This window comes from Pseudoalteromonas sp. R3, from assembly GCF_004014715.1.
GTDB lineage: Bacteria > Pseudomonadota > Gammaproteobacteria > Enterobacterales > Alteromonadaceae > Pseudoalteromonas.
In genome coordinates, this window is the sequence record NZ_CP034835.1 from 2,204,273 (window position 1) to 2,226,385 (window position 22,113).

Annotated in this window: 18 protein-coding genes and 2 pseudogenes; 13 read left to right on the forward strand and 7 right to left on the reverse strand. The window is 45.1% G+C overall.

Translation table 11 applies throughout. From position 1 onward, the window contains the following. Positions 1-1,332, reverse strand: a complete 1,332-nt coding sequence (locus ELR70_RS14515; RefSeq protein WP_054015150.1) for a DEAD/DEAH box helicase — start codon at positions 1,330-1,332, stop codon at positions 1-3. A 237-nt stretch (positions 1,333-1,569) separates the two neighbouring features. On the opposite strand from ELR70_RS14515, the gene ELR70_RS14520 reads away from it, so the two are divergent. Next, positions 1,570-2,556, forward strand: coding sequence for a rhodanese-related sulfurtransferase (locus ELR70_RS14520; protein ID WP_054015149.1), 987 nt, complete (start codon positions 1,570-1,572; stop codon positions 2,554-2,556). A 374-nt stretch (positions 2,557-2,930) separates the two neighbouring features. Here ELR70_RS14520 and ELR70_RS14525 read toward each other — a convergent pair whose 3' ends face one another. The 4 genes from ELR70_RS14525 to ELR70_RS14540 form a co-directional block, all read right to left on the reverse strand. Next, positions 2,931-3,950, reverse strand: a complete 1,020-nt coding sequence (locus ELR70_RS14525) for a tetratricopeptide repeat protein (RefSeq protein WP_160317366.1) — start codon at positions 3,948-3,950, stop codon at positions 2,931-2,933. Positions 3,951-4,138: 188 nt separating this feature from the next. Further along, positions 4,139-4,360 carry a hypothetical protein gene (locus ELR70_RS14530; protein ID WP_054015147.1) on the reverse strand — a complete coding sequence of 74 codons (222 nt, stop codon included), beginning with the start codon at positions 4,358-4,360 and terminating at the stop codon, positions 4,139-4,141. 126 nt (positions 4,361-4,486) lie between these two features. After that, positions 4,487-5,779: a polysaccharide biosynthesis C-terminal domain-containing protein gene (locus tag ELR70_RS14535; protein ID WP_054015146.1), complete on the reverse strand. Its 1,293-nt coding sequence runs from the start codon at positions 5,777-5,779 to the stop codon at positions 4,487-4,489. A gap of 81 nt (positions 5,780-5,860) precedes the next feature. Next, on the reverse strand, positions 5,861-6,427 hold the full coding sequence (locus ELR70_RS14540) for a TetR/AcrR family transcriptional regulator (protein WP_054015145.1): 567 nt from the start codon (positions 6,425-6,427) through the stop codon (positions 5,861-5,863). A 195-nt stretch (positions 6,428-6,622) separates the two neighbouring features. Between ELR70_RS14540 and ELR70_RS14545 the strand changes: the two are divergent. The 3 genes and pseudogenes from ELR70_RS14545 (at position 6,623) to ELR70_RS14555 (ending at position 9,271) form a co-directional block, all read left to right on the forward strand. Continuing rightward, positions 6,623-6,996: pseudogene (locus ELR70_RS14545) on the forward strand (HPP family protein). A 353-nt stretch (positions 6,997-7,349) separates the two neighbouring features. Continuing rightward, a complete protein-coding gene (locus ELR70_RS14550) occupies positions 7,350-7,661 on the forward strand; it encodes a hypothetical protein (RefSeq protein ID WP_054015142.1) in 312 nt (103 codons plus the stop codon). Next, positions 7,658-9,271, forward strand: coding sequence for a PepSY-associated TM helix domain-containing protein (locus tag ELR70_RS14555; protein ID WP_054015141.1), 1,614 nt, complete (start codon positions 7,658-7,660; stop codon positions 9,269-9,271). Before ELR70_RS14550 ends, ELR70_RS14555 begins: the two co-directional genes overlap by 4 nt. A 69-nt stretch (positions 9,272-9,340) precedes the next feature. Here ELR70_RS14555 and ELR70_RS14560 read toward each other — a convergent pair whose 3' ends face one another. Next, entirely contained in the window at positions 9,341-9,862 is a 522-nt protein-coding gene (locus tag ELR70_RS14560; protein ID WP_054015140.1) for a TetR/AcrR family transcriptional regulator, read from the reverse strand. A gap of 194 nt (positions 9,863-10,056) precedes the next feature. Here ELR70_RS14560 and ELR70_RS14565 point away from each other — a divergent pair, with 194 nt between their 5' ends. The 5 genes from ELR70_RS14565 (at position 10,057) to ELR70_RS14585 (ending at position 15,800) form a co-directional block, all read left to right on the forward strand. Then, positions 10,057-10,266, forward strand: coding sequence for a hypothetical protein (locus tag ELR70_RS14565; protein ID WP_054015139.1), 210 nt, complete (start codon positions 10,057-10,059; stop codon positions 10,264-10,266). Positions 10,267-10,372: 106 nt separating this feature from the next. Beyond that, complete coding sequence (gene purE / locus ELR70_RS14570) at positions 10,373-10,855, forward strand: 5-(carboxyamino)imidazole ribonucleotide mutase (protein WP_054015138.1); 483 nt, start codon at positions 10,373-10,375, stop codon at positions 10,853-10,855. A gap of 2 nt (positions 10,856-10,857) precedes the next feature. Next, complete coding sequence (locus ELR70_RS14575; RefSeq protein WP_082353169.1) at positions 10,858-12,006, forward strand: 5-(carboxyamino)imidazole ribonucleotide synthase; 1,149 nt, start codon at positions 10,858-10,860, stop codon at positions 12,004-12,006. Between the two features lie 63 nt (positions 12,007-12,069). Next, positions 12,070-13,011 (forward strand): putative sulfate exporter family transporter, encoded by a 942-nt coding sequence (locus tag ELR70_RS14580; RefSeq protein ID WP_054015137.1) that lies wholly within the window; start codon positions 12,070-12,072, stop codon positions 13,009-13,011. Positions 13,012-13,325: 314 nt separating this feature from the next. After that, positions 13,326-15,800, forward strand: a complete 2,475-nt coding sequence (locus tag ELR70_RS14585; protein ID WP_200908201.1) for a prolyl oligopeptidase family serine peptidase — start codon at positions 13,326-13,328, stop codon at positions 15,798-15,800. Positions 15,801-15,842: 42 nt separating this feature from the next. Here the strand turns inward: ELR70_RS14585 and rrtA are convergent, their stop codons facing one another. Next, positions 15,843-16,415 (reverse strand): rhombosortase, encoded by a 573-nt coding sequence (rrtA, locus tag ELR70_RS14590; protein WP_054015135.1) that lies wholly within the window; start codon positions 16,413-16,415, stop codon positions 15,843-15,845. Positions 16,416-16,497: 82 nt separating this feature from the next. Between rrtA and ggt the strand changes: the two are divergent. From ggt to ELR70_RS14610, 4 genes and pseudogenes are all read left to right on the forward strand, one after another. After that, positions 16,498-18,260: pseudogene (gene ggt, locus ELR70_RS14595) on the forward strand (gamma-glutamyltransferase). A 173-nt stretch (positions 18,261-18,433) separates the two neighbouring features. Beyond that, positions 18,434-20,128, forward strand: coding sequence for an NAD-dependent malic enzyme (locus tag ELR70_RS14600; protein ID WP_054015134.1), 1,695 nt, complete (start codon positions 18,434-18,436; stop codon positions 20,126-20,128). Positions 20,129-20,487: 359 nt separating this feature from the next. Further along, entirely contained in the window at positions 20,488-21,303 is an 816-nt protein-coding gene (locus ELR70_RS14605) for an ABC transporter substrate-binding protein (RefSeq protein ID WP_054015133.1), read from the forward strand. Between the two features lie 89 nt (positions 21,304-21,392). Continuing rightward, positions 21,393-22,091: an SIMPL domain-containing protein gene (locus ELR70_RS14610; RefSeq protein ID WP_054015132.1), complete on the forward strand. Its 699-nt coding sequence runs from the start codon at positions 21,393-21,395 to the stop codon at positions 22,089-22,091. Positions 22,092-22,113: the final 22 nt, after the last annotated feature.

Below are 22,113 nucleotides of genomic sequence, written 5' to 3' on the forward strand. Positions count from 1 at the left end.
TTATTCCTCGGTTGGCTTTTTAGGTTTTCTTCTTAGTGGTGCGTGCCCATCGACATCAAATGGTGCCGGGACGGCCTTTTTAGGTTGTTGCGGTTTTCGTTTGGGTGCGCGTTTTGCTTTGGCTTTTGTGTTCGCTAATTGAGGCTTTGCATTTTGTTTCGGTTTGGTCGCTTTTGGCTTAAACCCTTTAAATTTAGCTTCCAGCCCCTCGACTGCCTGAAACTGAACTGATTCTTTCAGATAAGCTGCAATTGCCTCATAGCTTTTCCAGTCCTTAGGACCGACAAAAGAAATCGCGTCTCCTTTAAAGCCGGCGCGGCCTGTACGGCCAATTCGATGCACGTATTCTTCAGCCTGCTTTGGTAAGTCGAAATTGATCACGTGTGATACGTTAAGCAGGTCAAGGCCACGAGAAGCAACGTCTGTGGTAACTAACACCTTATACAGACCACGGCTAAATGCGTCCATGATGTCCAGACGTTTACTTTGTGCCAAATCGCCCGCCAGTGCAACTGCTTTGATGCCAAGTTCGTTAAGCATTTCGCTGAACCGAACTGTATCCTGACGCGTTGCCGTGAAAATAATGCATTGCTTAACGTTATCCTGTTGTACGAAGTGCTTTAACAGCGCCTCTTTGTGATCCAGGTGGTCGGCAAAATACATCGCCTGACGAATATCATCATGCTTTTCATTACTACCGCTGAGCAGAATTCGCTTGGGTGATTTGAGCAGATCTCTGGAGGTGATTTCAATTTGAGCATGCTCAAGCGTTGCTGAAAATAATAAAGTCTGACGAAGTCGGTGATCGGCTGCCTGGTTAATGGTCGAAAGTTGTTTTTCAAAGCCTAAGTCCAGCATACGGTCGGCTTCATCAAAAATCAGTAATTCAAGACCATGAAGTTGTAAGCTGCGCTGTTCTATATGGTCAGTAATACGACCGGGCGTGCCGATCACAAAGTGAGGATCTTTACGCAGGGCTTTTACCTGATCATTAAAGTTCTCACCACCTAGCACTTTAGTGCAAGACATCGCGGTACCGGCAATTAATAGGCGACATTGGTTAAACACCTGCGTGGCCAGCTCACGAGTGGGTGCTACGATGAGTACACGAGGGTCGCGTTTACTGAGCGCTTTTTGTTTCATGACTCGCTGTACAGCGGGCAGCAGAAAAGCCAGAGTTTTTCCTGAACCTGTCTTTGACTGTGCAAAGGTATCGTGCCCGGCAAGGGCTGTGGGAATGGCCTGAGCCTGGATCTCGGTTGGGGCTGTGATCCCCTGGTGTTCTAATTGTTTTTCAAAGCGCAGGTCAAGACCCAGTTCGGAAAATCTCAAGGTACTTTTCTCCAGTAATTATTTTCTAAAACGCAGTATTATAACAAACTAAGTCTACCTACCACCATAACTTTACCGCGCTTTGTGTCAGTTCTGCTTTGGTCGCTGACAAACGGTTTTGCAATTATCCTTAAAATCCGTAAAATATCGCGCCTGGCGCCGGATTTACGATCCGGTTATGTGCTTACACGTCGTGCTTAAGTGTAGGCTGTTTTAAAGCTTATCGAAGAGAAAGTTATGAATAACCATTTTGTTGTATGTGCAATGTACAAGTTTGTGTCCTTGCCAAATTATCAAGCGATCCGTCAGCCTTTGCTGGATGTGATGGAGGCCAATGAAGTGCGCGGTACTTTATTGCTTGCAGAAGAAGGTATAAACGGCACGGTCGCTGGCAAACGTGAAGGCATTGACGCTTTACTGGCGTGGCTGGACAAACAGCCTGGTCTTGACAACATTGTATATAAAGAGTCATACGACGAAACCTGCCCGTTTTATCGCACTAAGGTCAAGCTGAAAAAAGAAATCGTCACCATGGGTGTTCAGGGTATCGATCCTAAAGAAGTGGTGGGTACTTATGTTAAGCCGCAGGACTGGAATGCACTGATCTCTGACCCTGACGTGGTATTGGTTGATACCCGTAACGATTACGAAATCGAGATAGGCACATTCAAAAACGCCATTGACCCAAATACAAAAACTTTCCGTGAGTTCCCGGCGTGGGCAGAGAAAAACCTTGATCCAGCAAAGCATAAGAAAGTCGCTATGTTTTGTACCGGCGGTATTCGTTGTGAAAAGTCAACGGCGTACATGAAAGAGCAGGGTTTCGAAGAAGTATATCATCTGGAAGGCGGTATTCTTAAGTATTTGGAAGATGTGCCAAAAGAGGAAACAATGTGGGAAGGTGAGTGTTTTGTCTTTGATAACCGTGTTGCGGTGGATCATGACCTAAACAAGGGCTCTTACGATCAGTGTCACGCATGTCGCATGCCGATAACCGAAGAAGAAATGCAACGTCCTGAATATATGGAAGGTGTATCCTGCCACCACTGCCATGAAAATGTGACTGAGGAGCAAAAAGCCCGCTTTGCTGAGCGTCAAAAGCAAATTGAATTAGCGAAACAGCGCGGTGAAGGACACATTGGTCATGAAGCACAGGAAACTTTGCGTGCTCGCAAAGAGCAGAAGCAAGCAAAGAAAGATGCACAGCGAGCCAAATCGGCATAATCGATTTTGTTACCACAAAAGCCAGTATTAAGCTGGCTTTTTCATTCATATTACCTATTGCTGAGCTGCTAAAGAGATGTGCACGGTCGTTCATATATAATCATGAAAGCACACTCAATATACCAGCCATCACAACGTGACCCACGAAATTCACCACAAAACGGTGACGTATTAGGCACCGCGAAAGGGTAATTCGATAATTCTAAGAGAGTTACGCTACCCTTACATGCAAGCGGATGACTTTTGCCAACGGCCAGTTCAAGGGTTAACTTTCCAATTGGCACAGCCTCGAGATCTTCCGATGTCATATGAGTTTGTTGAAGCACTTTACCTGGAAACCAAGGATTTTTCTAAGCAATAGGAGTAACTCAGGGCTATGTACAAAACTTGCGAGCCCTTAACCACGCAGGGGTGGGTTTCGTGATCTGGACCGGGCTTTTATCCGGGGTGACATCTAAATGCATTTTGGGTGCGAGATAACGCTTTATCAAAAGCTGTAGCTTGACACTTTCAAGGCGGTAAAATGCAGATGTTAACTCGTCTTTTGCACCTTGTGACAGAAGCTTGCCCAAGTTCGCCTCATTTGCGTTGATCAACCACAATAGCAAGGCTTTTTTTGATTCATCAGGGTATGCGTCTACTAAGGCTGAAATTGGACTTATCAGTCGCTGAAAATTGAGAGTATGGCCCTGAATTACAAAAATGAGCAATAAATTAGTGCCAGCGGTTATGTTTCCACTGCGCTTATCGCTGGACTGATAGCCGATAAGTGCTTCTCGATAATATTTTTCTGCCAACTCTATATTGCCTTCGTCTAGCGCTAAGGTGCCAAGATTATTATTTATGTTTGCAAGGGCACGTTCATGATGGAGCCTCAGTGCTATGTCTCGCGCTGCCCTGTAAGACTGCTTAGCCAGAGGGTAATCATTCATATGGCGCGAGAGCACCGCCAGGTTGATAAGCAAAGCCATTCGCTTTTTGTCCGCTATTTCATGTTCCAGTGCGCAGGTGTAGAAAGATTTAGCCTGTGAAAAGTAGCCTAAACGTCTCAAAGCGATACCCATTGCGCTTAGTATACTTGTAAGGCGCTTTTGGAAATCGCTATGATGTTGAAGCTTCAACAGCGCGATGAGTTCAGCTTCAATATCGCCTAAATTGTTCGTGGCAATCGCTGAGCGTACCTTAATTAAATGCCAGCGGATCTGTTGTGGTGGAGAAAGGTTGGTGATTGTAGAAACTTGCCTGAGCAGTCGATAAGAATGAGAGGGTTCAACAATGATGTAATCTTCAGCTTCTCTAAGTATATCAGCTGAAGATCTGGAGACGATCTGAGGGGTTGCTGTGACGGACGTGATAAACAAAGTGCAGAAAAGCGCTAATAAGGTATATCGCAAATTGTCTCCCGTCATTGACCATACGTCTGTAACACTTTTTAAGATAGCGCAACAATGGCAGGGAGTCTATCTATCTGTTTTTCGCAATTGACAATGTGAAAAAATAGCGACCGGACACCGTGTTAATATCTGAGTTAGCTGGTTTTCCGGACGCTATTTAAGTGACTAGATAGGTCGCATTATCTTAATCAGGACACACGCAGTTTGGGCTGTGAGCCAACGCATTTTTGATTAAAGTGATGCAACTGGTAATGCTCCGGTTGCGCTAAGTGAAGCATTGCGGTACTTGGCGTAACTTTGTCTGGATTGAATGACAATTTGGTGTAAGCGTGTTTCAATGCTATGCCCAAACTTAAACCCAGGCACAACATCAGAATAAAAAACCCACTTTGTTTTACTCGTTGTTTCATAATTTTCCTTATTATTCTTATTTTTGTGGTGCAAACTAGCACAGTAATTAAATTACAAAAGGGTATAGAATGTGTCAATTATTTTAACGGGTTATTATTTAAAATGCCGTGTTAGTTGCTGTTTGGTTATGCTGATTGCATATTTCGTCTGGATTGACGTTGCTTTTTAAATGTTAAAAAGGTAATCCAAGTCAGCAAAGAAGCCAGGAATAATGCCGCACACGTAGAAATTGCCGCTCCAGTAATGCCGTGAGATGGAATTAGTAACCAGTTCAATATCGCGTCGGTAAATAATGTTAAAAGCCCAATAACGACAACATATTTCCCTTTACCTGTGTATTGAAGCCAGGTAGAGATAAACGCTGTAACAGCCCAGAAACAGGATCCCAGTATCAGGTACCTTAATGCTTCCTTAGCTGTAAAAAAGTCCTCACCAAACAATTTTAAAAGGTGAGAGCCTGACGCCATTAATGCTATCGATAGTAAAACAACGACCACCACCATGACTCGCTGAGCTTGCCATAGCACATGTTCGGCATGTTCTTCGCCTTTGTCTAAAGCCTGACCCAGCAAAGGTACAAATAGCGCTATGATGCTGACTTGTGCGACCGGCAACATATGAGCCGTCGTTACTGCACCAGCGTAATGGCCCACCTCGTGCTCCAGAGCGAGTAACTCCAACATGTACAGGTCTAATTGAGAGATTGCGATAGTAACTAACATCGCAAGCATCATAGGAACGGACGTCATCAACAGTTTTGTGCCGTCGTTGACGGGCGTCAAAGAAGTAAAAGACAGTAGATTTTTCTTGCGTAAAATGGCTAACTGCAATGACGTTATAATAAGTAATAGCCCAATGCCTGCGGCAATTACCTGCCAAAGGTGAACTTGTTCCAGTAAAGCAGCCAATGCGATGACGGCTATTGTTTTCCCAAGTGGTAAGCCAATCCGCCAGGGTAAATTGGCATAAACTAACATCTTCGCGCTTTGTAATACCCGGCTCAATATGGCGCCGATTGCTATCAGTGGAATAGCAGCAGATATCCATAGTAATGCATGATGTTCTTCCAGAGACCAGCTACCTATGTGCCAGTAACCAGTTAAATAAGTAAAAACAAAGACTATCAGGGATAGGCTAACTGCAATTTTACAAAAGAATAAGACGAACCCTCCGACCTGGCTGGTTGCGTTGTCCGCCAGCGGTTTAGCCAGAAACTTGGGGGCGACGCGATCACCTCCTAATAGCACCATAACGCCGCAAATTGTGGCATAAGCGTAGGCGACTTTGTAGTCGCCGTATTCATGAGCGCTCAGATTACGGCTAAGGCTGAGGTTAAACGCATAATCAACGATAAAGCCGACTATAACCGAGACACAAAGTGTCAGGGCGCCATGTTTAAGGTAGTTATCTTGTTGCATAGTTGATCTTGACCAAAACATATGGTTCGTGATGATGAAGGGATTATAGTGCAGTGAGCTTGAGGGTTAAATTTCACAAGATTACACCCCAAATGCAGGATGAGCGTTGTACGCTAGCGCAATATCGATACAACGAGAAGCTGCCTGTTTGTCACCTTGAACAAAGGCTGATACCGTTGCACCTTCTTTTAGTAAACACAAGGTATCAACCAATCTGTCATCTGGCTGGGGCAAACTTTGTGTGATCAAGTGTCTCACGGCTGTTTTATGCCTGGCACAGCTATCCTGGATTTGTGCATTCAGTGAGGCGGATTCACTGGCGGTGTTAATGAAAAAGCACCCTCTGAAGGGTCCAAGCTCAGGTTCACGATCATGAAACCAGTCGCTCAATGCATGAAACAGTAGCTCAATCAGCGCTGTATTGCTTTGCGCCCCGGACAACTTGCCGCTTAGCCACTGCAAATATTGCTGATCCCGAAGTGATAATGCAGCAAGCACCAGGTCGTCTTTGGAACTGAAATGATGATAAAGGGTTTTTTTAGCAACGCCACTGTGCGCGATGATCTCGTTTATTCCAACGCCACAGATCCCTTTTTGATAGAACAGTTCTAACGCCTTGCTTAGCAACAACTCTCGTTTATCTGACATATCTACCTCCCATTATTTGTGTCTATCTTGACACGGGTAGACAAATCTGTCTACCATGTTGGGTAGAACGATTGGTCTACCTAAGGAGGTGTTGTGTCAAACTGGATTGTCTATTTTTCTGCTGGTTTAGGTTCTATGCTAGCAATTACTGCTCTGGCTCTGGTTGGGCAGCATGAGCAAGAGTACTGGCTTTTAATGGCAGCCTTTGGCGCGTCTTGCGTGCTGATCTTTGTCTTGCCCGAAAGTCCACTGGCCCAAGCGCGCAATGTGATAGCAGGTCATTTTATTACTGCACTGGTGGGGTCGTTTTTGTTGAACTTGCCCCACTAAATGCATTCTCGCTGGGAACTGCAACAGGATTAGCAGTAATGTTAATGATGTATACGAAAACGGTGCACCCGCCAGCAGGTGCAAATCCATTATTTATTATGCTCACTGGTCAAGGATGGACATTTTTACTGTTTCCGGTATTAACAGGTGCAATTTGTTTGGTTCTTATAGGCCGTGCTTACCACTTGTTACGTACTCGCGCGTTGTATAAAAACAAAAAAGCCGAGCATAGCGGATAACCTGTTTCGCCAAATTAAATGGTAGTGATTATCAATACTGTTTGTGTATAATGCGCGGGTTATCGTAAAAAATAAATACAGGGAGGGATAGTGCTCAATTCATTTCAGGTACTATTGTTGGTCGCAGGTACCTTGTTATTTTACCTCAGTAATAAAAATCAGCAGTTATTACCTAGAACGCTAAGCAACGGTTTTCGATTGGCATCTTACCTGATACTGCTTTGTGCATATGGCTTTATTTTTTCGCAAATGAAGGGGCCCTCAGTTATTTTCCAGAGCTTTGTGGTGATCATGTTAGGGTTAATTATTCCTCCTTTTGTTGCACTATTAACGAGTCACAACAAGGGAAAGCTATGAAGAGTGGCACACATATTCAGCCACATTGGGTGAGCAAGTCTCTGGCTGGCATTATAGCTGGGGGACTGCTGAGTTTTGCGTTTGTTGGTCTAATCGTGTGGTTTGGTCCGGATGGTCTCAAGGGGACGCTCACAAACTCAGAATTATTGTGGAAAACACAGTTCAACATGTGGATTATCGCGCCTGTCTGGTTGGTAATACTCAGTTTGACTTTTTTGTTTAAAACGGGAAAACAGGCCTGGGGTTATTTGTTATTGGCCAGTGCGGTATGTTTTTCGATGCAGGCGGTTTTAAGGAGTGCGTTATGAAAGTGAGAGCGGACATTCTGCGCACCTATCAAACACTACATACCTGGACTGGCATAACGACCAGCTTACTGTTGTTTATCGGTTTCTTTGCCGGTGCATTGGTGATGTTTGCCCCGGAGATCGACCGATGGGCGACATCTCCGGAAAAACATATGCCTGCAATAGCTGCCGAACGCTATGATGAATTGCTGCAAAAAGTGCTACAGGCGTATCCAAAAGTCGCTGACAGCGTAACCCTGCATTTTGATAAGTCGTTATCGCCTGTAAGTTGGTACGAGCAGGGTAATGGGAGAGGGCTTGCCCTGGATGAGGTTAAGTGGCACGGAACATTGAATAGTGACGGTGAGCTGGTTACCCAACTGGTGCCTGTAAATACGCTTTCGGCTATGCTGGATATGTTGCATCGCACCGCGGGCATTATTGGAGAAATTGATCATCATCAGGCTGGGATTTTTGTACTCGGTATTGCTGCATTTGCATACTTTATAGCGTTAGTTTCTGGTGTGATATTTCTGCTCCCAACCCTGGTTAAGCGTTTTCAAGCGCTGCGCCGGGACGGAGAAAGAAAGCGTTTTTGGCTGGATGGTCATAATCTGCTGGGTATTGCGAGTTTACCGTTTCACATTGTGATTGCTATGACCATAACCGTTTTTGCGTATCATGACGTGTTTTATGGCGGTTTGTCGCAATTTTATGGGGATAAGCCTTTATTCCCAGGAACCGAGCCTTCAAAAATCGAGCGAAAGTTAGCAGACTTACCAAAAGTATCAGAGTTAGTAGCGAAAGTAGAAGCGCATGCGCCCGGATACGCTGTCTCTTATATCAGATATGCAAACCTGACTAAACCAGCCGCATCAGCCAGCGTAGGTGTAGTGAATGAAGACCAGCTAATGCGAGGCGCGTTAAATGACTATGTCTTCATAAATCCTTATACGTTTGAAATTGCCTCTTCCAGTGCTGCACATCCGGAGCAAAATATATGGGCTAAAATCGTATCTACTTTTTTTAGTCTGCATTTTGGCAGTTATGGCGGGGATCTAGTTCGCTGGGCTTATTTTTTGATGGGCCTGGCAGGCGCGGGTTTATTTTATTCTGGGAATATTTTGTGGCTTGAGAAAAGGCGTAACAAAGGAGTTCAGCAGAGTCGGAGTTATAAAGTGATGGGGGCACTTACAGTAGGTGTCAGCCTTGGTGCGCTTATGGGCATTGCAGCGGTATTTGCCAGCAATAAATGGCTCACTTTGACGCCTGTGAACATAAATCATGCTTATTTGTTCGTTTACTACATAAGTTTTTTTAGTGTCGTGATCTCTGCATTTGTTTACGGTCCGGCACGAACGGCAATTTACGGACTTAAACTTTTGACGCTTTTGTGTGTAATCGTGCCTGTCACATCCTTTATCGCTGCGGTTATTCCGGGTACCGAACTCTGGGCACCAAACAGCCTGGAATCAGTTTTGGTGGAAGTAGTGTCGTTACTATTTGGCCTGATGTTTTGGCTATTCTCTAATCATGTTGCTCGCCGGGCAATGGAAAATGAACCGGGTAGTATCTGGTATTTAAAGGAGCCTGCGATAACCTCAGGCATTGTTTTTAGTACACAAAGATAAGTTAAGGTCTGGCGGAGTTTGAAACTCCGCCTTTTAACATATATCTTAAGAACACATCATACATAGCTTTTAATACAATAATGCCAGCTTATTAGTGAGAGTTCGCAACATAGATTCTTCGCAAGAAGAGGGGTCTGATAAACCCTGTATCAGAGTCATAAAGTAACAATCCATCATCACTGTTGCCTTTGTTTCATCGTATTCCTGCTCAGCAAAAAGCAGATGCTTAAACGCGTCAAGTTGCGCTGCAAAGTAAGACTGATGCCAAAGAAGGTCTCCCAGCAAAGCCTTACTAAATTCTCTGTGTTGCAAATAAAAAGCAAATAAATGACTGGCGTAATGTCTGAGTTTCAGCCTTGCAGAATGATGTTGATCTGTATTTTGGGCCAATGCAATAACACTGTCTATTTGCTGATGCATGGCTGTTTTAAGAATGTCGATTTTGTTAGGGAAATGACTAAATACAGTTCCGGCGGCAACACCTGCGGCAGTGGCTATCTGTCGGGTTGAGGTATCTTTGTAGCCCTGGTCTATAAACAGCTGCCAGCTTTCTTCCAATATCAACTGCCTTGTTTTTTCTCTTTTTTTCATCTGTTCTAAGCTAAAAACTTTTCGTCATTATATCACGTCTGTAGGGGACCTTAACACACTACATATCAAGTCGTTCAAGGTTCTGTTAAAAGCAAAAGGTTAGTCGAAACTTCTTGTCCTCATAATAATTATTGACAATTGAGCGTGCTCATTTAAAAATGTGAGCGCGCTCAATTGTGAGTTAAGGAGGCTTTATGTTGCAGCGGTTGATAGGTTATCTCTTGTTTATTCCATTCATTGTGTTCTATAGCTATGTCTTGGGCCCAGCACTTAAGGCAGTGCTGGTACCCGGTGGGCTGGTTATATTCTTTTTTATCCTGGGACCTGATGCTTTTTTCCATCACTGGCGCAATGCCAAAAGTAATACCGAAACGACAAAAGAGAAAGGCATCCAGCCTGGGTGAAAATGTCGATTCGCTTTGAAGCGCCACTTGGGTATAATACGCCTGAAGTTGGCGCACACCCCATAACTATGCGCCTAAATCGTTCAATTTTAACTGAGGAATAATTATGACGGTTGGCATCATAATGGGCTCTAAGTCCGATTGGCCTACAATGCAACATGCAGCGGAAATGTTGGAGAAATTCGGTATTGATTACGAGACTAAAGTTGTTTCGGCCCACCGTACTCCTCATTTGTTAGCAGAATATGCTTCCTCAGCGGCAGAACGTGGTATTAAGGTCATCATTGCTGGTGCTGGCGGTGCCGCCCATTTGCCTGGCATGGCTGCAGCATTTACCAGCCTGCCGGTACTAGGCGTACCAGTTAAATCCAAAACCCTAAATGGCGTAGACTCTCTATTATCTATCTGTCAGATGCCTAAAGGTGTAGCTGTTGGTACTCTTGCTATCGGCGATGCAGGTGCAGCGAATGCTGGTTTGTTAGCAGCACAAATTCTGGGCTGTCAACAGCCTGAAATATTTGAGAAAGTAGAGGCGTTCCGTAAGGCACAAACCGACACCATTCTGGCAAACCCTAACCCAGCAGAGTAGTAATGAAAGTATTAGTATTAGGCGCAGGCCAGTTGGCTCGTATGATGAGTTTGTCTGCCACGCACTTAGATATTCAGGTTTCAGCCTACGACGTAGCGACCCAGCAAGTCATTGATCCAGTGACATTCGAAGCACATAGTGCCACTCTGGAGCAAGCTATTGCTGATGTTGACGCTATTACTGCAGAGTTTGAACATATCCCTGCGGATGTGTTGTCAGTATGTCAAAGCTCGGAGAAGTTTTACCCCGGTGCTGAAGCCATTCTGACTGGAGGTGATCGTGCCAAAGAAAAAGCTTTGTTAGAAAAAGCACAAGTGGCCTGTGCTCCTTATGCGTTGATCACAGAAAAAGCTCACTTTTTTGCTGCCATTGAAAAACTGGGTAAGCCGCTTGTCGTTAAGACCTGTCAGGCTGGATATGACGGTAAGGGTCAATGGCGTGTCAAACATGATGACGAAGTAGAGGCGATTTGGCTGGAAATGGCTGAGTTTCTTGCCGCAGGTACAGACACTGCACCACATGCGATTATTGCTGAGCAAATGATCCCATTTGACCGTGAAGTATCCATTATTGGTGTCAGGGACCGTACCGGAGAATGCAGAATTTATCCTTTGACTGAAAATCAGCATACTAACGGCGTACTGACATTATCTGTAGCAGGCAAAGAGAAATCCGCAATCCAGTCACAAGCAGAGACCGCTTTTGCTGCTATTGCTGATGAGCTCAATTATGTTGGTGTACTGGCGATAGAGTTTTTTGATGTTAACGGTACTTTGCTAGTTAATGAGATTGCACCGCGGGTGCACAATTCAGGACACTGGACTCAGCAAGGCTGTCACGCCAGTCAGTTTGAAAACCACATACGTGCAGTGGCAGGCCTACCTACAGGCGACACTAGCTTGCTCAGACCAACAGCCATGATCAACGTGTTAGGCCAAAGCAGTATACCCACCCAGGTGTTGAGCGTAACTGGCGTTACCAGCCACTGGTATGGTAAGACGGCAAAGCCGGGCAGAAAGATGGGACACATTAACGTTTCCGCCAATAGCTTGCACGAATTGGGCGAGCGTCTGGCTGAGCTTGCTGAGATACTCCCCGAAGCCGATTATCCCGGCATTGCTAAGACAAGTCATGCCCTGATCCTCAATTAGGGCTATCATCACGCCGGGTTTACCCGGCGTTGTTTTATCTGAAGACTGCTGGGGAGTAATAACGTGTTATTAGAACGACCTGGTTTACACCGAACCTTATTTCTGTTTGCTTTCTTGTTTGCGTTATCTCCATTTGCCAGCGCCTCTTTGGCACTTTTCATTGGCCTTGGGTTTGCGCTGTTACTGGGTAACCCTTTTCCTGATTTATCCAGCTCAGGCTCAAAATGGTTATTAAAGTTGGCTGTCATTGGTTTGGGGTTTAACGTTAATATTGAGGAGGTGATGAGTGTAGGTCGCAGCTCTGTGGTATTAACGATTATCAGTATTACTGCGACGATTGGCTTGGGTGAAATACTGAGCCAGGTATTCCGGCTAAACCGTAATACGGGCACACTCATCTCATTTGGTACGGCTATCTGTGGTGGTAGCGCTATTGCCGCTATGGCGCCTGTGATCAAAGCAAAACAAGAAGAAATCGCTATTTCATTAAGTGTAATCTTCGCCCTAAACGCTCTTGGTTTACTTATCTTCCCCTGGCTTGGACACTACTTTTCTCTGACAGAAAGTCAATTTGCACTTTGGAGTGCACTGGCAATTCATGATACCAGCAGTGTAGTGGCAGCCGCCGCAGTTTACGGCCCGCTTGCACTCACAATGGCTACAACGATTAAGCTGACCCGGGCAATGTGGATCGTTCCTTATGCTGCCATTGCTGGTGTATTTTGGCGCTCTTCCGAAAAGGCCAGTATCCCTCTATTCATCATCGGGTTTATTGCGGCGGCCATGATTAATACCTGGTTGCCTGACTATCAACCTGTGTGGACTTTACTTTATAGCGGTGCAAAGTCAGTTTTGGTCGCAAGTTTGTTTTTGATAGGCAGTGGTGTGTCGATGACGATGTTACGTCAAAGTGGTTGGAGACCTTTTGCGATGGCGTCTGTGCTTTGGTTTATCGTCAGTGGCGTGATGTTGTTACTGATCATGGATGGCCTGGTTTCACTATAAAGCAAGCTGTCTTAACCGGCGCTCCTCTTACTGGTATAAAGATCAACGCATTACAAAAAAAATAAAATAAATGAATTTTTTTTGGAACTTATTACGCGAGCTTCAGGTCTACTTTTATGAGGCGTGGATAGGCCTCATTTCATACTCGTTGTCCATCAACGACTATGTGAGCGCAGAGAGTATTTGGCCAGTATCTTTACTGGCCTTTTTTTTGCAATAATCGTTCTATTAGGTTGTTTGTCTTAAATTGTTCGAATTATCCGTATTCTTCTGCTTAAATTAGCCCACAATAACAACCTTAGACAATTCATATAATGAAACAATCTCTTACTTCTCTTGCAGTGGCGTCAGCGCTGTTCCTTTGCGGGTGTCAAGTCACCCAATCAAGTCATAGTAAACCGACCTCTTACGAAACCCAACCCGCACAAGTGATGACAACCAAAGCAGCCACTGGGTCTGAATCGATTACGTTAGAGCAGGCTATGGCCCACCCTGACTGGCTTGGTCGAAAACCTGAAGAGGGGTTTTGGAGTGCAGACAGTCAATCCGTGTTGTTTGAACAAAAACAAACGGGTAGTAACCTGAGAGATACTTTCAAATTTGGCCCGCAAGGACTTGAGCAAGTCGCGTTATCTGACAAGCATCAAATTGGTGCCCTAAACGCGGTATATTCTCAGGATGGTAAACTACAAGCCTACACATTTGCGGGTAATGTGTTTGTAAAAGACATTACTACCAATACAGTTCGGCAGTTAACGCGCTCCAGCCATACTGCAAAACAATTGCAGTTTCTGACATCCGGCAATCTTGCATTTTTAACAGATAATACCTTTTACGCAATAGATTTGGAGTCTGGACTAACAACCGAATTAGCTAAACTTGTGCTTGGCAATGCGCCTGAAGGCGTCACGGAGCCGAAAAGTTATATCGCTCAGGAACAACATAAGCTAATTGACTATGTGGCGTTGCAACATAAAAACGCAAAGGATGTACAGAGCCGCCAAGAAGCGCTGGTTGAACAAAACGCAACCCTGGACAACAACCAGTTTTATCTGGGTACAGGTCAGCGTATTGTTGAGGCAAGTTTATCTCCGGCCGGGGATAAACTGATAGTGGCAATAACCAAAGACATTCCTGAGCGCAGTGAACAGGATATCATGCCCAACTATGTGTCACAGGATGGTAATATTGATCCGGTTAAAGCGCGTAGTCGCGTTGCGGACAATAAACCTGTAGAACACAGCCTAGTCTATATAGACCTGAGCAGTAAGCAGCAAAAAATGCTGCCCTACGAAACTTTACCGGGATATGATGAAGATGTACTGGCGACAGTTAGAAAAGAGAATGCTCAGGCTCTAGGTAAAACATACACCAGTAAAAAGGCGCCCCGTCATATCACCCTGATGCTTGACTGGGCGTGGGATCAGTCTGCAATTCAATGGAATACGCAAGGCTCACAGGTCGCTGTCATGCTCGAGTCCTGGGACAATAAAGACCGCTGGATTGCAAGCGTTGATTTTAATAACAACACACTGGTTTCGCAGCACCGTCTGCACGATGAAGCCTGGGTAAACTACACGCACAATGATTTTGGCTGGCTTAATGATCAAGACACCCTGTATTACCTGTCTGAGGAGTCAGGCTACAGCCATTTGTACACTAAACCACTGAATGGTAAAGCAAAGCAACTGACTTCAGGTAAATATGAGGTGTCAGAGCTTACGCCTACAAAAGACAGCAAGTCTATCTACTTTAAAGCAAACATCAAGCACCCTGGCATCTATGAAATTTATCGAGTTGCTTTGCAATCAGGTGAAGTTGAAACACTCACAAACCTTGATGGTATGACAGATTATGTATTGAGCCCGGATGAGAGCAAACTGCTACTGACTCATTCTAAAATTGTCATGCCGCCTGAGTTGTTTATTGCTGATGCTAAACCTGGCAGCATGCCAAAGCAAATAACGCATACTGTGTCTCAGGAATTTTTGAATAAAAAGCTAATAGCGCCAAAAGTGGTGGCTGTGCCATCGAGCAATACCGACCAACCAATTTATGCCAAGGTATACTATCCAGCTGATTATCAGGAAGGAGAGCAGGGAAAAACACGCAAAGCCGTGATCTTTAACCATGGTGCCGGATATTTGCAAAATTCGCACATGGGCTGGTCTGTGTATTTTCGTGAGTTTATGTTTCACTCTTTGCTTGCCAGCGAAGGCTATGTTGTGATGGATATGGACTACCGTGCGTCCAAGGGGTATGGCCGTGACTGGCGTACAGCTATTTACCGCCATATGGGTAAACCAGAGATAGAAGATTTAGCAGATGGCGTTAACTGGATGGTCGAAAACGTCAACGTAGACAAAAACTCTGTTGGTACCTATGGTGGCTCTTATGGTGGGTTTATGACTTTCATGGCCTTATTTACTCAGCCAGAGCTGTTCCAGGCGGGTGCCGCGCTTAGACCCGTTACTGACTGGGCCTATTATAACGACCCCTATACCTCGAATATTCTGAACCGTCCAGCGGATGATCCCATTGCGTATCGTCGTAGCTCACCAATTTACTTTGCTGAGGGGCTAAACAAACCTATGTTGATCAATGCGCCTATGATTGATGACAATGTCTTTTTCCAGGACGTTGTGCGTCTGGTACAGAGATTGATAGAGCTTGAGAAAGAGAACTTCGAAACGGCCATTTATCCTGTAGAGCCACACGGATTCATTCAGCCTTCGAGTTGGTTAGATGAATACCGTCGTATCTACAAATTGTTTAAAGAAAACCTGTAGTTAATGTTCAGCGCAGATCAGTCGATCTGCGCTGTTAACTATTTACTTCTTCTGCCACAACAGAGGCACTGCCAATACTAACCCACCGAGGGCACCAATTAAGTGTGACTCTATGGCAACACGCGACGAAATGAGCTGACCCACATCTTCACTGGGGCCGGCGTATTGCTCCCACACCAGCTTGCCTGCAATACCGAGAAATAGCAGAATACCGGTTTTTTCCCCCACTTTGATATCTTTGATCGCGCCCCAAACAATGACACCGTGTAGCAGGCCACTTAGCCCAGTATAAATGCGGATCTCCGGACAAAATAACCAGATCCCGACCCCGGTCCACAGCCCAAGGATACTGAGGTGAAGTGCATAAACTTTAGGAGAACGGTATTCTGCATGGAGCACCCAGATAAACACGACCCCAACCACGTTCAGTAACCAATGCATCCAGTTAGTATGAACATACTGGCTGGTCCAGATCCGCCATAACTCGCCCTGGTCAATTAGATCCCGGTTAAAAACCAGTATTTCCTTGACTGATGGGAGCATCAGTAAAGCACTAAAGAACATTAGAACGAGCGGTGGAAGAAGATAACGAGGCGCTAAAGGGAGATCAAACATAATATTTCTTAGAATTTTTTTGCATATTGTGCCTGTTTACTTTTATGATGCCAATCATCTATCAGAAGAATTTCCAGACTGTATGAAATATCGCCTATCACTTGCCGCACTGGCGCTTGGCGCCGCCTTACCATTCACTTCTTTAGCCCTAGACAATAACACCAGGGAAGTCAGAGAGCCCGAAGCTGCAACCGGTTTACAGCTAAAGAAAGAGAAGACGGCCAAAAAGTATATGGTCGTTGCAGCCAATGCACACGCAAGCAAAGCTGGTCAGCTCATGTTGCAACAAGGCGGCAGTGCAATTGATGCCGCCATTGCAGCTCAACTGGTGCTGACTCTTGTTGAACCTCAATCTTCGGGGATCGGGGGAGGTGCTTTTATTCTTCACTACGACAAAGAAAATGAATATCTGACCACGTTCGACGGTCGAGAAACGGCGCCTGAAGCAGCAACTCCTTCATTATTCTTAGACAAAGAAGGCAAACCCGTACGTTGGATAGAAGCCGTAGTTGGCGGGCGCTCAGTTGGAACACCCGGTGTGTTGCACGCAATGAAGCAAGCGCATGATAAATATGGAAAATTGAAGTGGCGTCATCTTTTTAAACCTGCAATAGAGCTTGCTGAAAAGGGTTTTTTGGTATCTCCACGACTCCATATGCTATTGAAAAAAGAGCTGAACCCGGGTTGACCAAATTATCTCCAGCCAAAGAATATTTCTATCCTGAAGGTCAAGCTCTGGAAGCTGGCTCTTTATTAAAGAACCCAGAACTTGCAAGATTATACCGAGAGATTGCAGAATTTGGCTTGAAAGGGTTTTACGAAGGTAAAAATGCCGATGATATAGTACGCGCAGTGCAAAAATCGACGATAGCGCCGGGCGTATTGTCGTTATCTGATCTTAAAAATTACCACAGTAAAGAACGTGCCCCCATTTGTACCACTTACCACAGTTACAGGGTGTGCTCAATGGCCCCACCAAGCAGTGGCGGGATTGCCGTTTTGCAAATCCTGAAATTACTCGAGGGTAAGAAGCTTAGTCAATATAAGCCAAATGACCCTGAAGCCCTCCATTTATTTACTCAGGCCTCTCGCTTGGCTTTTGCTGATCGTAACTATTATATTGCCGACCCTGACTTTGTAGAAGTGCCAACTCAGGGCTTGCTGAACCCCGCTTACCTAAAGCAAAGAGCCACACTTATCACGGATAAAGACAATAAAGAGGTTCCCATTGGCGACCCCAGTATGGGCAAGCTGGCTTACGCACAGGACAACAGTTACGAGTTACCATCAACCACACATTTGTCGATAGTAGATGCACAGGGCAATGCGGTCTCTATGACGTCTTCTATTGAAATGGCCTTTGGCTCAACCGTCATGGTCAACGGGTACCTGTTAAACAATCAACTTACGGACTTCGCGTTGTCTCCAAAAATTGGAGATCTTTGGGTCGCAAACAGAGTAGAAGCCAATAAGCGTCCACGTAGCTCGATGTCGCCTGTCATGGTATTCAACAAAGATGGGTCATTAAAACTTGTAGTTGGTTCACCAGGTGGCAGTCGCATCATCAATTATGTGGCACAAACAGTCATTGGCGTACTTGATTGGGGCATGTCACCGCAGCAAGCGATTGACCTGCCAAGGGTGACAAACCGCAACCAATACACCACACTTGAAAAAGGTACCGAGGTGGCCAAGTTAAAGCCACTTTTGGAAGCAAAGGGGCATACTGTCAGAGTCCGTGACTTAAATTCTGGTATTCACGCCATCGCAGTGACAGAGGATCTTCTACTAGGAGGCGCTGATCCACGTAGGGAAGGCGCGGCAATGGGTGAATCCAGCGAGTAAGTTTGGCGCTTGAGATCGATTTATCGTATAATGTACGGCTCTGTTTACGCATTGCTCATGCCCGAACAGAGCCGTTTTTTATTGGTCTGACATGCTTAAAATTCATTGAATTTTAATGCATTTGCGCAATAATAATTCCTTGTACTTAATTTAACGAGTCACAGCTTGTAAATATGACTAAACAATCCGATCCCAATTATCTCTACATTCCATACTCTGGCCCAACGCTTTTAGAAACTCCGCTATTAAATAAGGGCAGTGCATTTAGTCAGCGCGAACGAGAAAACTTTAACCTGACGGGTCTCGTTCCTCCACGTTTTGAAACCATAGAAGAGCAGGTCGAACGCTGTTATCAGCAGTTTTCAAGTTTCAGCGACAACCTTAACAAGCATATTTATTTGCGTGCTATACAGGACAACAACGAAACCCTGTATTATCGTCTTGTGCGTGATCACCTCGAAGAAATGATGCCTATCATTTATACGCCAACGGTAGGTGATGCATGCGAAAAGTTTTCCGACATTTATCGCAGCTCGCGTGGTTTATTCATTTCTTATGAAGAACGCCATCAAATCGACGATATTCTGCGTAACGCGACCAAAAATAAGGTTAAGGTTATCGTGGTGACCGACGGTGAGCGTATTCTGGGTCTGGGTGACCAGGGGATCGGTGGAATGGGTATCCCAATCGGTAAGCTGGCACTATACACTGTATGTGGCGGGATCAGCCCAGCATACACCTTACCGGTTATGCTCGATGTAGGCACGAACAACGAAAAATTACTGAATGACCCCATGTATATGGGCGCACGTCATAAGCGTATCTCTCAGGATGAATACGACGAGTTCCTGGATCTATTTATCAAAGCCGTTAAACGTCGCTGGCCAAACGTTTTACTCCAGTTTGAAGATTTTGCTCAACCCAATGCAATGCCTTTGCTGGGTCGCTATCGTGACGAAATTTGCTGTTTCAACGACGATATACAAGGTACCGCCTCCGTTACAGTTGGCTCTTTGTTGGCGGCATGCCGCGTTAAAGGTACAAAGCTGTCTGAGCAAAAGGTCGTCTTTGTTGGTGCAGGATCTGCCGGATGTGGCATTGCAGAGCAGATCATTGCGCAAATGGTATCCGAAGGCATTTCTGACGAGCAAGCTCGTAGCCGGATATTCATGGTCGATCGTTATGGTCTGCTGACCGAAGGTATGGAAGGGTTACGTGATTTCCAGGCGGCTTTGGTTCAATCAAAATCGGCGCTTGAAACCTGGAACTTCAGTGGTGAATTTGCTTCTTTACTTGATGTGATGCACTGCGCTCAACCAGATATCCTGATTGGCGTATCTGGTCAGCCAGGTTTGTTCACCGAACAGGTTATCAAAGCAATGCACTCAGGGTGTGAACGTCCAATTATCTTCCCATTGAGCAACCCGTCGCGTCAGGTTGAAGCACATCCAAAAGATGTGATTGAGTGGACTGAAGGTCAGGCGATCGTTGCGACAGGCAGTCCGTTTGAACCTGTCGAGTTTAACGGCCAAACCTTTACTATTCCTCAGTGTAACAACAGCTACATTTTCCCGGGTATTGGACTGGGTGTATTGGCTGCTAAGGCTTCACGCATTACAGAGTCTATGCTGATGATTGCCAGTGAAACACTAGCAGAGTCTTCACCTTGGGCTAACACAGGTAAAGGCAGCTTGCTTCCTTCGTTGGTTGAAATTGAACCGTTGAGTAAACGGATCGCATTTGCTGTGGCCAAGAAAGCGATGGTAGAGGGCGTTGCGCTGGAAATGCCGGAAGATCTAATCTGGGCAGCCATTGAGAAAAATTATTGGTTACCAGAGTACCGCAACTACAAACGTTGTAGTGTGTGATTAAATTGAGGCGCGACTATCTGATTCGCGCCTTTTTTCTATAATTCAGCCCCAATAGTTAAACGACAATGTTTATTATTGTGAGCAAGTTGCGCGTTAGTGATGGATATCACTTGCAAAAACGTTCTTTATGCCTGTTGTCAACAAAGCTAAAACCACCAATGCCAATATATACTCTTTAAATTGCTTATGGCAGATTCTTTCTTTTTGAGCCACACTTAGTATCAGCGCTGCTCGCTCAGCGTTAGGGTGTGCATGGAGCACTGATAGAAAGTCTGTGCCGATCCGGCTCCTTTTTGCTTAGTAGCAGGAACCCAGCAAAACCGGTTTTGCATAGATGTTCGAGTTAGGTGAACTGAATGCGCTGTACTGTCGTAGCTATTATGTTGCTCGTTTCTGTTTTTGTAAAAAGTGAGCCAATCTACGTAGATATTATTTCAGACTACTCTCCAGACTCAAATATAGCCCCCACCGATCTGGCAACCCAGCTATTGCTTAAATTAGAGCTTACTCTTCAGGGAAAGCTCGTCCTGGCTTTTATGCCAGCCAGCCGTAAAAGGGAGTGGCGAGAACTCGTTCGTAATTCAAAAGCGTGCCTATACAACAAAGTTAAGACACCAGAGCGAGAGGCTATGGCTTTGTTTACACCTTACCCCTTGATGTCATTTCCAGCCAACCGTTTAATACTTAAAGATCAACCAAATATTCCCGATACGATTTCACTGGGCACAGTCGTCAGAATGGGCCTGAATATTGGCGTATCGGAAGGTCGCTCTTATGGACAGGAAATTGACAATTTTATCGCAGCAAACCAATCAGCTTTTTGGGTAGCACAAGGAAATCAAAGTGCTTACCGACTTAGGACAATGCTGAGTCAGGGAAAGCTGGACGGGATAATTGAGTACAGTTCAGTATTCATTACCGAGCATCCTTCGGCACAAGCACTTAATGGCTACACTTTCCATGCTATCGAAGAGGCTGGATTGACTATTTTTGGCTACATAGCTTGTGCAAAATCCAACGAGGGAAAGAAAGCGATCGATCTGCTACAGTCTGCACTCGAACGACCAGATCTGCAGCAAGCAATACTCAACGCCCACACAGGTTTGTTTTTTGAGCAAGAAGAACCCTTTATTATTCGCTCTTTACACAAAGCGTATAACATTCAGCATTGATTAACAAACTTGTGCTTTAATTGGCGCATCTCTTGTGGTTTTATGGTTCAACACCACATTTTTCATTTGAATAAAGTAAGGAGGCGTTCATGCGCTCACTTTTAGCCGCTGCAATTTTTGCGCTCAGTACCAGCGCACAAGCAGGCAGTTTGCCCGAAGGTCCACACTTATATGTAAAAGGGATGTCTTCTTTGGAAGTACAGCCCGACGCAGCCATTATTCGTGTCGCGATAACTGAAAAGCACAAGTCATTACCAGATGCAAAAGCAAATGTTGATCAAATCATGGCCAAAGCGATTCAGATAGCCAGAGATTTTGATATAAAAACCAATGATATTCATGCAGAGCAGCTTAATGTGCATCGCCAGACACGTTACAATCGTACCAACAACGAAGAAGAGTTCGACGGCTTCAGAGTCAGCCGTAGTCTTACCGTCAAACTAAAAGATCTTGCACAATACCCAAATCTGCTACAGGCCTTTGTAGACAGTGGCATTAATCAATTTAATAACACTGAATTTGTCGTTGAAGACAAAGCTGAGTACATGAAAAAGCTTAAAAAATCAGCCATTGAAGAAGCTAAGGCGGCTGCCAGAGAGCTTGCAGATGACTTTGACGTTGAACTCGGTCGATTATATTCCGTGTCGTTTTCACCGATGAATGTGCCTGTTCAGCCTTATGCTCGTGGCAAAATGATGGCGGCAGAGTCCATGGATGTCAGTCAAGCTTATAACACTGGAGACACAACACTCACTGCTGAAGTGTATGCGGTATATTTTATCGAGTAAACTCTCTATACTGGGCCTACTT